Source organism: Bizionia gelidisalsuginis, from assembly GCF_008086185.1.
Classification (GTDB): Bacteria; Bacteroidota; Bacteroidia; order Flavobacteriales; family Flavobacteriaceae; genus Bizionia; species Bizionia saleffrena.
In genome coordinates this window covers 203,287-218,629 of record NZ_VSKN01000003.1, presented here as the reverse complement: position 1 = coordinate 218,629, position 15,343 = coordinate 203,287, and the positions used below count along the sequence as shown (strand labels likewise).

At 35.7% G+C, this 15,343-nt stretch carries 6 protein-coding genes; 1 reads left to right on the top strand and 5 read right to left on the bottom strand.

What is annotated here, in order from left to right; translation table 11 throughout:
• Positions 1–3,668 (bottom strand): Ig-like domain-containing protein (locus tag ES677_RS04055; protein WP_148380495.1); only part of this gene is annotated, 3,668 nt, incomplete at its 3' end.
• Between the two features lie 654 nt (positions 3,669–4,322).
• Between ES677_RS04055 and ES677_RS04050 the strand changes: the two genes are divergently transcribed.
• Positions 4,323–5,912, top strand: coding sequence for a peptide chain release factor 3 (locus tag ES677_RS04050; protein WP_148369749.1), 1,590 nt, complete (start codon positions 4,323–4,325; stop codon positions 5,910–5,912).
• A gap of 201 nt (positions 5,913–6,113) precedes the next feature.
• Here the strand turns inward: ES677_RS04050 and ES677_RS04045 are convergent, their stop codons facing one another.
• The 4 genes from ES677_RS04045 to rplL form a co-directional block, all read right to left on the bottom strand.
• Positions 6,114–6,434, bottom strand: coding sequence for a DUF3467 domain-containing protein (locus ES677_RS04045; protein WP_148369748.1), 321 nt, complete (start codon positions 6,432–6,434; stop codon positions 6,114–6,116).
• 184 nt (positions 6,435–6,618) lie between these two features.
• Positions 6,619–10,920, bottom strand: coding sequence for a DNA-directed RNA polymerase subunit beta' (gene rpoC, locus ES677_RS04040; protein WP_148369747.1), 4,302 nt, complete (start codon positions 10,918–10,920; stop codon positions 6,619–6,621).
• A gap of 79 nt (positions 10,921–10,999) precedes the next feature.
• Positions 11,000–14,812, bottom strand: coding sequence for a DNA-directed RNA polymerase subunit beta (gene rpoB / locus ES677_RS04035; RefSeq protein ID WP_148369759.1), 3,813 nt, complete (start codon positions 14,810–14,812; stop codon positions 11,000–11,002).
• 123 nt (positions 14,813–14,935) lie between these two features.
• Complete coding sequence (gene rplL / locus ES677_RS04030; RefSeq protein WP_148369746.1) at positions 14,936–15,310, bottom strand: 50S ribosomal protein L7/L12; 375 nt, start codon at positions 15,308–15,310, stop codon at positions 14,936–14,938.
• Positions 15,311–15,343 lie beyond the last annotated feature (33 nt).

Here is a 15,343-nt window from a genome sequence, read left to right as displayed (position 1 = left end):
GTTACTTCAATAATCTGATCGGCTGTAGCTGTATCTGTACCATCGGTAATGACATATGGGAAGATAACTGTTCCGTTAAAATCGGTATCTCCTGTAAAGGTTATAACACCGGTATCACTAACACTTACAGTACCGTTTAATACATTTATTGTTTGTGCTGTTCCTGGTGTTAATGGTATACCATTAATACTTACTATCGTTAAGATATCGCCATCTAAATCACTATCTAAATCTAATGGTGTTAAGGTTACTGTACCTTCTTCTGCAACACTGTAACTGTCGTCTACTGCTACTGGTGCATCATTTACTGCGGTTACTTCGATAATCTGGTTGGCTGTAGCTGTAGCTGTACCATCAGTAATGACATATCCAAAGGTCTCCGTACCATTGTAATTATCACTCGGTGTGAACGTAATAACACCTGCTGCATCTATATTCACTGTTCCATTTGGAGTCGTGATAACTTGCACTGTTCCTGGTGTTAATAATGTTCCATTTATAGAAACAATGCTTAAAATATCACCATCAATATCACTATCTAAATCTAATGGTGTTAATATTACTGTACTTTCTTCTGAAACGGTATAATTATCGTCTACTGCTACTGGTGCATCATTTACTGGCGTTACCATAATGGTTACTGTTGCTGTTTCTGTGGTTGTACTTCCATCAGAATTTGTTACAGTTACAGTGTAATCAAACGTATCCGTTCCGTTAAAGTCTGCATCTGGTGTGTAGGTTATTGTTCCGTCAGGGTTAATAACTACAGTTCCATTTGCTGGAGCTGTTGCATCTGTTACTTCATAGTCCGTTCCGTAAACTCCTTGGAAGCCATCATTATCTAAGACATCTATAGTTACTGCTGTATCCTCATCCGTTGTTGCTATGTCGTCATTTGCATCATCGATTGGGTTAACCGTTACAGTTACTGTTGCTGTTTCCGTTGTTGTACTTCCATTAGAATTTGTTACAGTTACTGTGTAATCAAACGTATCCGTTCCGTTAAAGTCTGCATCTGGTGTGTACGTAATGGTTCCATCTGCCTCAATAGTAGTGGTTCCATTCGCTGAAATCGTTGTACTGGTAACTGTATAATCTGTACCATAGATTCCTGTGAACGTATCATTATCCAACACAACCGTAGTCACTGCTGTGTCTTCTGGTGTGGTATCGGTATCGGCTACAATATCTGCAACTGGAGCAACATCAATAATTTGATTTGCCGTTGCTGTTACGCCATTCACATCACTAATTACATAAGGAAATGTAACTTGTCCATTATAATCCGCGGCGGGAGTAAAAATTATTACACCTAAATTATCTATATCTACTAAACCATTAGGAACTGCTATTTGTTGCGCTATACCTGGAGTTAAAGCCACACCATTGATAGAATCTATGTTTATATCATCTCCATCTGGGTCACTGTCCCCGGCTAACGGCAATAATTGAACAGTTGTATCTTCATCTATTGAATAATTATCTGTGATAGCTACTGGAGCCTGATTAGTTCCTACAATAGTTATATTGACGGTCGCGGTAGCACAAACATCTGGATTAGGGTCTGTATTACAAACGTTATAAATTACCGTTACTATGTCACCTATTGTTTCGAGTGCTCCCGAAGTATAAATTAAATTTCCCGTATTTTCATCAAACTGAATAATTCCAGTAGCGGTACCAGTGCCAGTATCTAAAATTGCTGTAGTTCCTATATTATTAGCTTCTAAATTTGTTAAGAAATCATCGTTGTCTAAAATATTTATGGCAGTGGCAACCCCTAGAGTTGCTGTTCCATAATCATCTTGAGCTGTTGGAGAATTAGGAAATGGATCTGTTCCGTTTGGATTACCATCATCGTCATTATCGCATAAATCACTATATACAGCATCATTTGTAGCACTTCCATCTGAGTCTATTTGTGGAGAAGTTCCTGTTCCTGTACTTGTTGGCACACCAACTGCATCAACTGAACTATTTATTTGTCCGCTAGAATTAATATCAGTCAACGAAAAACCACCATCACCTTCTAACGCATCTGGACAACCATCATTATCACTATCCGTATCAAACTGATTTAAAACACCATCAAGGTCCGTATCATATCTATCATCAATTCCGTCGTTATTTGCATCAATAAAACTAGGAGTTGAAGGATCGAAGTAGTTTGGAGTTCCGTTTCCAGTGCTATCTCCAAATGGATCAGACAAACTAGCATCATATTCATCTGTATCTAAAATGCCATCATTATCATCATCTAAGTCACAATCTTCTGATACGCCATCATTATCTGGGTCTCCGTTATAATTAGGGTTTTCAATAGGTATAAATAGAGAAATTTCACCTCCAGCTTGTCCATTTTGAGATCCATTTCTAGCACCATCATTATGAACACCCCCATCACCTCCAGTACTATTTACGATAACATTTGCAGGAAGCGCAGCTTTTGAAAAAAGTAATACGCCACCTCCACCTCCTCCACCTGGTCCGTGTTGAACGTTAGTTATCAGATCTTCTCCATCTCCTCCATTTATATTTACCGTGAGATTGGATGTAAAGTTTTCCGCTTTCAAAATAACGGTTCCTCCTCCTCCCCCGCCAGAACCTCCATCGGCAGGACCGTTAGGCATAACAGCAGTAGGAGATAGTCCATCAGCTTCAATACCGTAGCCATTACCAATAATAGTTTCTGCAAAAAGTATTACAATCCCTCCTCCATTGGCAGCTGAAGAAAAATTACTTGTCGTTATAAAACCGGGACCACCAGCACCCCCTAAAAAGGCTTTATCCTGACTTAAATAAGGTGTCATAGACAAACCTCCAATCCCACCGGCATTATCTCCATTTACATTACACCACCTTTTTCCTCCTTCTCCACCTGCTCCAAAATTGGAACCTCCTCCTCCTCCAGAATCTCCTGAAACACCAGATCCACCTCCATTAGCTCTAGGCGCTCTTCCTCTGTTAGTAGTAGATACTGAAACCGCAATCCCTTCCCCTCTAATATATGAGGAGTTATTAGTGCTTGGCAATATAAATTGAGTAAGAGGATTGAGAGTACAGTTATCTGGAGTACCATTAACCGTCATTCTTAAACCCTTAAAACCTTTACCTCTAACATCGATATTCGCATTAAAGGTTATTTCATCTGCAGAAAGAACAACAACCCCACCAGTTCCTGTTGTTGTATCCCAATTTGGAGCAGTAAGCGTACCTGTTATATTTACTTCGTTGTAATTTGGTATTTTAACTATTTGAACTTTTCCAGAAAAATTATAAGATCTAACAAGAGGATATTTTAAAGTTATAGTAGTTCCTGAAACACTTTCTATTTCAAAAAATTCATAATTTCCTGCTTGGTTAATAGCTGTAATAGAACCTCCAGAACTTGAGTTAGTTATATCTAAATCTGCCCCCTTCATTTGTATTATTAACGCTTTATCATCAGCAAAAAAACTAGCACTATCACTTACAGTAATTGTATCGGTACAGTTAGCATCACAAGGATCGCAATTACCAGCGCTCATACTGGTTACCGATGCATAGGAATTAACGACACCAGAAATAGATGTCTGGCCGAAACCAGAGAAACTAAATGATATAAAAAATAATGCCAATAATGAATTACGGAATAAACAAATTATTGATCTTTGAGTAAAAAATTTCATAATAATTAGGGTATAAATATCTTATGTCTTAATTATTCAATAAAGAATAGAAATAAAATTAAAATGGAAATGGTAAAGTTACCTGGATAACTAAAAGTTTATAACGTGCGTTAATAGTGCTTATTAAAAACACATTTAAATGTAGGAATTAACCTTAAAGAAGGAAGAAACAAAGGATCTATTATTTGAAATAATATTCTCATATTATTACCTTCAATTTTCGATGTAAAATAATCGCTTAAGTAAATCAGGGATAAACCTAATTTAAACTCACGGATTACTTCGCTTCTCTGGAGTATGAAAACGGCGTCGTATGAAGTTTGAAATATATTGAAAAACAGGGCTTTTAGGGAGGTATTCAAAATAATGTTTTGCTATTAATAGTTTTTGTTGCTATAAAATTCTTGATCTTTAACAAAAAAAGTTAAAATTAAGTTAAAAAGAAAATATTATTCGATGAAATACTTATTTACACGTCAAAACGAGTGAATCGTGAATTAATTGACTCCGACTCAGAGAAATTTTCTATTCAGTTTTCATTATTATTTTTCTATAAACAGTATAAAATAATTTTAATCCCTATCCATTCAAAGAAATACAATGCAGTTTAGAGAATTCAGAATTACTGCATTATATTTGTGCAAATTTATGATTATGAAATTTCAAGACGAAATCAACAGACGACGAACCTTTGGTATTATTGCTCACCCCGATGCTGGTAAAACAACACTAACCGAAAAACTACTTTTATTTGGAGGGGCTATTAAAGAAGCTGGTGCAGTAAAAAGCAATAAAATAAAAAAAGGAGCGACGAGTGATTTTATGGAAATAGAACGTCAACGTGGAATTAGTGTGGCTACCTCTGTTTTAGCGTTTGAATATGACGGTATAAAAATAAATATTTTAGATACGCCAGGACACAAAGATTTCGCTGAGGATACCTTTAGAACACTAACCGCTGTAGACAGTGTTATCGTGGTGATTGATGTAGCCAAAGGTGTCGAGGAGCAAACTGAAAAATTAGTTGAAGTTTGCAGAATGCGAAACATACCAATGATTGTATTCGTTAATAAAATGGATCGTGAAGGTAAAGATGCGTTTGAATTACTTGATGAAATTGAACAAAAATTAAATTTAAAAGTCTCTCCTTTAAGTTTTCCTATCGGGATGGGATACGACTTTAAAGGCATCTATAATATTTGGGAGAATAATATTAATTTATTTAGTGGCGATAGCCGGAAAAATATTGAAGAAACGATTGAAATTTCTGATATAGATTCTTTAGAAATAAATAAATTGATCGGAGATTCGGCTGCGGAAACTCTTCGGGAAGAATTAGAATTAGTTCGCGGAATTTATCCAAAATTTGATAAGCAAGAGTACTTAGACGGCAATTTGCAACCCGTGTTTTTTGGATCGGCTTTAAATAGTTTTGGAATTCGTGAACTTTTAGATTGCTTCGTAGATATCGCCCCGAAACCAAGACCAAAGAAAAGTGAAGAGCGCTGGGTAGAACCTAACGAAGATAAATTTACTGGGTTTGTTTTTAAAATTCACGCCAATATGGATCCTAACCACAGAAACCGTTTGGCTTTTATTAAAATTGTTTCGGGTGAGTTTAAAAGAAACACCCCTTATTTGCATGTTAGACATAATAAAAAAGTAAAATTTTCTAGTCCAAATGCCTTTTTTGCCGAAAAGAAAGAAATTGTAGACATCTCATACCCCGGCGATATTGTGGGGTTACAAGACTCTGGGACGTTTAAAATTGGTGACACCTTAACGGAAGGGGAATACCTTAATTATAAAGGGGTACCAAGTTTTTCACCAGAACATTTTAGATATATTAATAATGCCGATCCTTTAAAATCTAAACAATTATATAAAGGAATCGACCAATTGATGGATGAAGGGGTTGCTCAATTATTTACTTTAGAATTAAACGGTAGAAAAGTAATTGGAACCGTTGGAGCGCTTCAATATGAGGTTATTCAATACCGATTAGAACACGAATATGGAGCGAAATGCACCTACGAAAATTTAAATGTATTTAAAGCGTGCTGGGTAGAACCTACAGATCCTAAAAATGAAGAATATAAAGAGTTTTTAAGAGTTAAACATCGCTATTTAGCAAAAGACAAAGACGATCAGTTAGTTTTCTTAGCCGATTCCTCATTTTCTTTACAAATGACCCAACAAAAATATCCAAGTATAAAATTCCATTATACGTCAGAATTTCAGTAAATTTTGATTTTAAGTGGTTTTAAGAAAGAATATATTACTTAACCACATAAGATTTTAAGACAGAACAGATACGCTGTTAAACGTGTTTTAAAATCGCTCTATTTTTCGTGATTATAACTCAAATTGAAATATTCAGTTTCAGAATAAAAAAAATAGTAAAAAAAAAGTCCTTTTGAATTTTCAAAAAGGACTTTTTTTCTTTTAAGCTTGACCCGTTGGTCCAAAATTTAGAGGAATTGGAGGCTGATCGTAATCTTTGATCTCACCGTGCGCTTTCTCGAAGCGTTGTACATTTTCACTTAACGCTTTAAGTAAACGTTTTGCATGCTGAGGAGTTAAAATAATTCTTGATTTCACCTTACTCTTTGGAGTTCCTGGCATTATACTTACAAAATCGACTACAAACTCTGAAACCGAATGATTGATGATTGCGAGGTTAGAATAAGTGCCTTCTGCAACTTTCTCATCTAACTCAATATTAATTTGCCCTTGTTTTGGTTTAGTGTCTTTATTATCTGCCATCGTAAACTTGTTTACGCTTCCACTTTAGAGGAAGTCTTATCATTAATAAAATTATTAAAATAAAAAAGTCCTGCATACTCTGCAGGACTTTTTTAATTATTTGAAGAACTATCCCAACCTGCGTTGGTATAAATTATACGCGTGCCATTCAAAACATATTTACCTCTTAAATGGTACGTTTTATCTAGTTATAATTAACTTCTTTTTTAGCTTGCATCATTTGGTCAAACTCTTCTTTAGATCCTACAATAATGTTTTCATACGTACGCATTCCTGTACCTGCTGGAATTCTATGTCCTACAATTACATTTTCTTTAAGACCTTCTAAGTGATCCACTTTACCTGCTACCGCCGCTTCGTTAAGAACTTTTGTAGTTTCTTGGAAAGAAGCTGCAGAGATAAATGATTTCGTTTGTAACGAAGCTCTTGTAATACCTTGTAATATAGGCGTTGCTGTTGCCGGCTGTGCATCTCTAGCTTCAACTAAAGCTTTGTCTTCGCGACGTAATAATGAATTCTCGTCTCTTAATTCGAAAGGCGTAATAATTTGCCCTTCTTTTAAGGTCGTAGAATCACCTGCATTTTCAACAACTTTTTTACCAAATATTTCGTCGTTTTCTTCAATAAAATCAGCTTTATGAACCAATTGATCTTCTAAGAAGATGGTATCTCCAGAGTCAATAATTCGAACTTTACGCATCATTTGTCTTACAACAACCTCAAAGTGCTTATCGTTAATTTTTACACCTTGTAATCTATACACTTCTTGCACCTCATTAACTAAGTACTGTTGTACCGCCGCTGGGCCTTTAATGTTTAAGATATCGTTTGGTGTAATAGAACCATCAGATAAAGGCATACCCGCTTTTACGAAATCATTTTCTTGTACAAGAATCTGACTTGATAACTTTACTAAGTATTTCTTAATATCCCCTAATTTAGATTCTATAATAATCTCACGATTACCTCTCTTAATTTTACCAAAAGATACAACACCATCTATTGCACTAACAACTGCTGGATTTGAAGGGTTACGTGCTTCGAATAATTCTGTTACACGTGGAAGACCTCCTGTAATATCTCCTGATTTTGCCGATCTACGTGGGATTTTAACTAAGATTTTACCAATCTTAACTTTTTCTCCATCGTCAATCATAATATGGGCACCCACTGGTAAATTGTATGAACGGAATGGATTTCCTTTACCGTCTTCAACAATTAGAGTTGGTATTAATTTTTTATTTCTAGATTCTGAAATTACTTTCTCTTGGAAACCAGTTTGTTCATCAATTTCCACTTGGTAAGTAATACCCTGTTCGATATTTTCATATCTCACTTTACCAGCAAATTCAGAAATAATTACACCGTTATATGGATCCCAAGAACAAACAACATCACCTGCTTTTAAAGCGTCTCCATTCTTAACTAAAATAGTAGAACCATAAGGAATGTTATTAGTACTTAATGTAATTCCTGTTTTCTTATCTACTAATTTAAGTTCTGATGTTCTAGAAATAACGATATCTATGTCATTACCGTCAGAATCTTGACCTTTTACAGTTTTTAATTCTTCGATTTCTGCTTTACCATCGTATTTAACAGCCAATTTATTTTCTTCCGAAATGTTACCTGCAATACCACCAACGTGGAATGTACGAAGTGTTAACTGTGTTCCTGGCTCTCCAATAGATTGTGCAGCCACAACACCTACGGCTTCACCTCGTTGCACCATCTTATTGGTTGCAAGGTTACGACCGTAACATTTAGCACAGATTCCTTTTTTGGCTTCACAACTTAACGGCGAACGTACTTCTACGCTATCCACTGGAGATTTTTCAATCTTACCAGCAATAATATCATCAATAAGTTCTCCTGCAGACACTAATAACTCATCTGTTAAAGGATTAAAAACATCATTAAGCGCTACACGACCAACAATACGTTCTTGTAATTTCTCAACAACTTCATCATTTTTCTTTAACGGCGTTACTTCTACACCTCTTAATGTACCACAGTCTACACTGTTTACAATTACATCTTGAGAGACATCTACTAAACGACGTGTTAAATATCCTGCATCGGCAGTTTTTAATGCGGTATCGGCAAGACCTTTACGCGCACCGTGCGTAGAAATAAAGTATTCTAAAATTGAAAGTCCTTCCTTAAAGTTAGATAAAATCGGATTTTCAATAATCTCTCCACCACCGGCGTTAGATTTTTTAGGTTTCGCCATTAATCCACGCATCCCTGTTAACTGACGAATCTGTTCTTTCGATCCACGGGCTCCAGAATCAAGCATCATATATACCGAGTTAAACCCTTGTTGGTCTTCTCGAATACGTTTCATAGATAGCTCTGTAAGTTCTGCATTTGTAGACGTCCAGATATCAATAACTTGGTTGTAACGTTCGTTATTGGTAATAAGTCCCATGTTGTAATTCACCATAATACCATCGACTTTCTCGTTGGCACCATCAATCATAGATTGTTTTTCTGGTGGAATAATAATATCTCCTAAACTAAATGAAAGGCCACCTTGGAATGCAAATTTGTATCCTAAAGTTTTAATTTCATCTAAGAAATCAGCCGTAGCTGGTACACCTGTTACTTTAAGTATTTCACCAATAATATCTCTTAATGATTTTTTGGTTAATACTTCGTTTATATATCCTGCTGCAGCTGGTACTGTTTCGTTAAAGAGTACACGTCCTACAGTGGTTTCAATAATTTGAAGTACTAATTCTCCTGCTTCGTTAAAGTCCTTTGTTCTTACTTTAATTTGCGCATTTAAATCTACACGTTGCTCGTTGTAAGCAATGTTTACTTCTTCAGCAGAGTAGAAAGTTAACCCCTCTCCTATTACTTTAACTTCAGGTGTAGACGTACGTAACTTGGTCATATAATATAAACCAAGTACCATATCCTGAGAAGGTACAGTTACTGGAGAACCATTTGCTGGATTTAAGATATTATGAGACGCCAACATTAATAGTTGACATTCTAAAATAGCTTCTGGTCCTAATGGTAAATGCACCGCCATTTGATCCCCATCGAAATCGGCATTAAAAGCTGTACACACTAATGGGTGTAATTGTATCGCTTTACCTTCAATAAGTTTTGGCTGGAAAGCCTGAATACCTAAACGGTGAAGCGTAGGAGCACGATTTAGTAATACTGGATGTCCTTTAAGAACGTTCTCCAAGATATCCCAAACTACAGGCTCTTTTTTGTCTATTATTTTCTTAGCTGATTTTACAGTTTTTACAATTCCTCTTTCGATTAATTTACGAATAATGAATGGTTTGTAAAGTTCGGCAGCCATATTTTTAGGAAGACCACATTCGAATAATCTTAATTCTGGTCCTACAACAATTACAGAACGTGCAGAATAATCAACACGCTTACCAAGTAAATTTTGACGGAAACGCCCTTGCTTACCTTTAAGTGAATCTGAAAGTGATTTTAATGGTCTGTTAGAATCTGTTTTTACAGCAGATGATTTACGCGTGTTATCTAACAATGAATCAACAGATTCTTGTAACATACGTTTTTCATTACGTAAAATAACCTCTGGTGCTTTTATTTCAACTAATCTTTTAAGTCGATTGTTTCTAATAATTACACGACGGTATAAATCATTTAAATCTGAAGTCGCAAAACGGCCACCATCTAAAGGCACTAAAGGTCTTAATTCTGGTGGAATAATTGGCACTACTTTCAAGATCATCCATTCCGGACGATTCTCTCTGTTTAAATTAGACTCACGTAATGCTTCAACTACTTGAAGACGTTTTAAAGCTTCAGTTTTACGCTGTTTAGACGTTTCTGTATTGGCTTTATGACGTAATTCGTAAGATAAAGTGTCTAAATCAATTCTTGATAATAATTCAATTAAACATTCAGCTCCCATTTTAGCGATAAACTTATTAGGGTCTGAATCTTCAAGGTAATTATTATCTTGAGGAAGAGTTTCCATAATATTTAGATACTCTTCTTCAGTTAAGAAATCCATTTTTTGTAATGGTTCTCCTTCGGCATTTTTAGCATTACCTGGTTGTATAACTACATAACGTTCGTAGTATATAATCATATCTAATTTCTTAGATGGTAACCCTAATAAATAACCTATTTTGTTAGGTAAAGAACGGAAATACCAGATATGAGCCACAGGCACAACTAAGTTGATGTGTCCTACTCTATCACGACGTACTTTCTTTTCTGTTACTTCTACACCACAACGGTCACAAACAATACCTTTGTAGCGAATTCTTTTATATTTACCACAAGCACATTCGTAGTCTTTTACAGGACCAAAAATACGCTCACAGAATAAACCATCTCTTTCTGGTTTATGTGTACGATAATTAATAGTTTCAGGTTTTAGAACTTCACCTCTAGACTCTGCTAAAATAGACTCTGGTGACGCTAAACCAATTGAGATTTTATTAAACCTCTGTACTGTATTCTTATCTTGTTTTCTTGCCATAATGCTGAATACTTTTGTTGTTTTATAGTTGAAGGTTGCACTTCAATCTAAAAGATTCCCGCTTCCGCGGGAATATCTATTATTCTTCTAATCTAATGTCTAATCCTAATCCTTTCAATTCGTGCATAAGTACGTTGAAAGATTCTGGTAATCCTGGATCTGGCATTGGCTCACCTTTTACGATTGCCTCGTAAGTTTTAGCTCTACCAACAACATCATCAGATTTTACTGTTAAGATTTCTCTTAGAGTACTCGATGCACCGTATGCCTCTAGTGCCCATACTTCCATCTCTCCAAAACGCTGACCACCAAATTGTGCTTTACCACCAAGAGGTTGTTGTGTAATTAATGAGTATGGTCCTATAGAACGTGCGTGCATTTTATCGTCCACCATATGCCCTAATTTCAGCATATAAATAACTCCAACAGTTGCAGGTTGGTCAAAACGTTGTCCTGTTCCTCCATCATATAAGTAGGTATGTCCGTATCTTGGAATTCCAGCTTTGTCTGTAAATTCGTTAATTTGATCGATTGTTGCACCATCAAAAATTGGTGTTGCAAACGTACGTCCTAAATCTTGACCGGCCCATCCTAATACAGTTTCATAAATTTGCCCAATGTTCATACGAGATGGTACACCAAGTGGATTTAATACGATGTCTACAGGAGTTCCATCTTCTAAGAAAGGCATATCTTCTTGACGAACGATACGCGCAACAATACCTTTGTTACCGTGACGTCCTGCCATTTTATCACCGACTTTAAGTTTACGTTTCTTAGCAACATATACTTTTGCAAGTTTAATGATACCTGCTGGTAATTCATCTCCTACCGAAATAGTAAACTTCTCACGACGTAGTGAACCTTGTAAGTCGTTCTCTTTTATTTTATAGTTGTGAATTAAATCAGCTATTAGTTTATTTGTGTGCTCATCTGTAGTCCAAGTACCACCTGTTAAGTGTGTATAATCGTCGACAGCATTTAACATTTTAAGGGTGAATTTCTTACCTTTTGGTAATACTTCTTCTCCTAAATCGTTAAAGATACCTTGAGAAGTTTTACCTCCTACAATAGTGAATAACTTATCGACTAATAAAGCCTGAAGTTCATCAAATTTTGTATTGTAAAGTTTCTCTAATTGAGAGATATCTTCTTTATCCTGAGCTCTCTTACGTTTATCTTTAACCGCACGAGCAAATAATTTTTTATTAATAACAACCCCATGTAATGAAGGAGATGCTTTTAATGAAGCATCTTTCACATCACCAGCTTTGTCACCAAAAATAGCACGTAATAGTTTTTCTTCTGGAGTTGGATCACTTTCACCTTTTGGCGTAATTTTTCCAATTAAGATATCTCCAGGTTTCACCTCTGCTCCAATACGAATCATTCCGTTTTCATCAAGGTCTTTAGTAGCCTCTTCAGAAACGTTAGGAATATCGTTTGTTAACTCTTCATTACCTAGTTTTGTATCTCTTACATCAAGAGAATACTCATCAATATGTATAGACGTAAAGATATCTTCACGCACCACTTTTTCTGAAATTACAATGGCATCCTCAAAATTATACCCTTTCCAAGGCATAAAGGCCACTTTCATATTTCGTCCTAAGGCAAGTTCTCCTTTTTCAGTCGCATACCCTTGAGATAATACTTGTCCTTTAGAAACTTTATCTCCTTTCTTAACAATTGCTTGTAAGTTAATAGAGGTTCCTTGGTTTGTTTTTCTAAACTTTACTAAGGGATAAGACTTCGTATCGCTCTCAAAACTAACTTTAGCTTCATCCTCGCTTCTTTCGTATTTGATAACGATTTCGTTAGCATCTACATATTGTACAACACCTGGTCCTTGTGCATTAATTAAAACACGAGAATCTGATGCTACTTTTCTTTCTAATCCGGTTCCAACAATTGGTGCCTGCGGACGTAATAATGGTACGGCCTGACGCATCATATTAGATCCCATCAATGCACGATTGGCATCATCATGTTCTAAGAAAGGAATTAAAGAAGCCGAAATTGACGAAATTTGGTTTGGTGCAACATCTGTATAATCAACCTTTGAAGGATCAATTACCGGAAAATCACCTTCCATTCGTGCAATAACTTTATCGTGAAGAATTTTACCGTTCTCATCAACTTTTACCGTTGCTTGAGCGATTAATTTCTCTTCCTCTTCTTCGGCACTTAAATATATAGGTTCGCTATTAATATCTACAACTCCATTTGTTACCTTACGGTATGGTGTTTCGATGAAACCCATCGAGTTTACCTTAGCAAATACAGATAGTGACGATATTAATCCAATGTTTGGTCCCTCAGGAGTTTCAATTGGACATAAACGACCATAGTGCGTATAGTGAACATCACGTACTTCGAATCCTGCTCTTTCTCTCGACAAACCTCCTGGTCCTAATGCTGATAAACGACGCTTGTGCGTAATTTCGGCTAAAGGATTCGTTTGATCCATAAATTGAGATAACTGGTTCGTACCAAAGAAGGAATTAATTACTGAAGATAAGGTCTTTGCATTAATTAAATCTATAGGTGTAAACACTTCGTTATCACGAACGTTCATACGCTCACGAATAGTACGCGCCATACGCGCTAAACCAACTCCAAATTGTTGAGATAATTGTTCTCCTACTGTACGTACACGACGGTTAGATAAATGATCAATATCATCAATCTCTGCTTTAGAGTTAATTAATTCGATTAAATATTTTATAATAGTAATGATATCAATTTTGGTAAGCACTTGCTTATCCATTCCAATATCCAACTGTAATTTTTTATTCATTCTATAACGTCCTACCTCTCCTAAAGAGTAACGTTGGTCACTAAAGAATAATTTATCTATAATACCACGTGCAGTCTCTTCATCTGGCGGCTCTGCATTACGTAGTTGACGGTAAATATGTTCAACAGCCTCTTTTTCTGAGTTTGTTGGATCTTTTTGAAGCGTGTTATGAATAATAGCGTAATCGCCTTGTTCTGCACTTTCTTTATGTAAAAGAATAGTTTTAACCCCTACTTCTAAAATTTCTTCGACGTTATCTTTATCTAAAACAGTATCACGGTCCAATACTATTTCATTTCTTTCGATAGATACAACTTCACCTGTATCCTCGTCTACGAAATCCTCATGCCATGTATTTAATACACGTGCAGCTAATTTGCGTCCTAAATATTTTTTAAGACCAGATTTTGAAACTTTAACTTCTTCAGCTAAATCAAAGATCTCTAAAATATCTTTATCACGTTCAAAGCCAATAGCTCTAAACAATGTTGTTACTGGTAATTTTTTCTTTCTATCAATGTACGCATACATCACTTGATTAATATCAGTAGCGAACTCAATCCAAGACCCTTTAAAAGGAATAACTCTTGCTGAATATAATTTTGTACCATTAGCATGGAAAGACTGACCAAAGAAAACACCTGGTGATCTGTGTAATTGAGATACAACCACACGCTCTGCACCGTTAATACAGAATGTACCTGAAGGTGTCATATAGGGTATAGTACCTAAGTATACATCTTGAACGATCGTTTCAAAATCTTCATGTTCAGGATCTGTACAATACAGTTTTAACCTTGCTTTAAGTGGAACGCTATAAGTAAGCCCACGCTCGATACATTCTTCTATGCTGTATCTTGGTGGATCTATGAAGTAATCTAAGAATTCTAATACGAATTGATTACGAGTGTCTGTTATTGGAAAGTTTTCTAGAAAGGTATTATAAAGCCCTTCATCACCTCTTTCTTCAGATTTTGTTTCTAACTGGAAAAAATCCTGGAAGGACTTTATTTGAATATCCATAAAATCTGGATACTCAGTTCTATTGATAATAGACGAGAAATTTAATCTTTCAGCTTGTGTTACTAACATCAATGGACGAAATTTTGATTAAAAAAAAATGTTTGTTTATAGCTCGCGGCTATATACGACAAATGGTCTAGGTCTGAGAGCACTGCCCTAGACCTAAACCTTTGTTAATTGTCTGTGTAAAGCTTACTTAAGCTCAACCTCTGCTCCTGCTTCTTCTAACTGAGCTTTTAATGCTTCAGCTTCGTCTTTAGAAACAGCTTCTTTAACTGGGCTTGGTGCATCGTCCACTAAACCTTTTGCTTCTTTTAAACCTAAACCAGTTAATTCTTTAACTAATTTTACAACAGCCAACTTAGCGCTACCTGCCGCTTTTAAAATAACATCAAATTCAGTCTGAGCTTCAGCAGCGTCTTCGCCACCTGCAGCTGGACCTGCCATTGTTACTGCAGCAGCAGCTGGTTCGATACCGTATTCATCTTTTAATATAGTTGCTAATTCGTTAACTTCTTTTACTGTAAGGTTAACTAATTGTTCTGCGAAATCTTTTAAATCTGCCATTTTTCTACCGTTTTAATAATTTTAATTTAATAT

What these genes read in the sequence shown, in the direction of transcription:
- ES677_RS04050 (WP_148369749.1), top strand. Translation starts at nt 4,323, where the DNA reads ATGAAATTTCAAGACGAAATCAACAGACGACGAACCTTTGGTATTATT.
- ES677_RS04045 (WP_148369748.1), bottom strand. Translation starts at nt 6,434, where the DNA reads ATGGCAGATAATAAAGACACTAAACCAAAACAAGGGCAAATTAATATT.
- rpoC (WP_148369747.1), bottom strand. Translation starts at nt 10,920, where the DNA reads ATGGCAAGAAAACAAGATAAGAATACAGTACAGAGGTTTAATAAAATC.
- rpoB (WP_148369759.1), bottom strand. Translation starts at nt 14,812, where the DNA reads ATGTTAGTAACACAAGCTGAAAGATTAAATTTCTCGTCTATTATCAAT.
- rplL (WP_148369746.1), bottom strand. Translation starts at nt 15,310, where the DNA reads ATGGCAGATTTAAAAGATTTCGCAGAACAATTAGTTAACCTTACAGTA.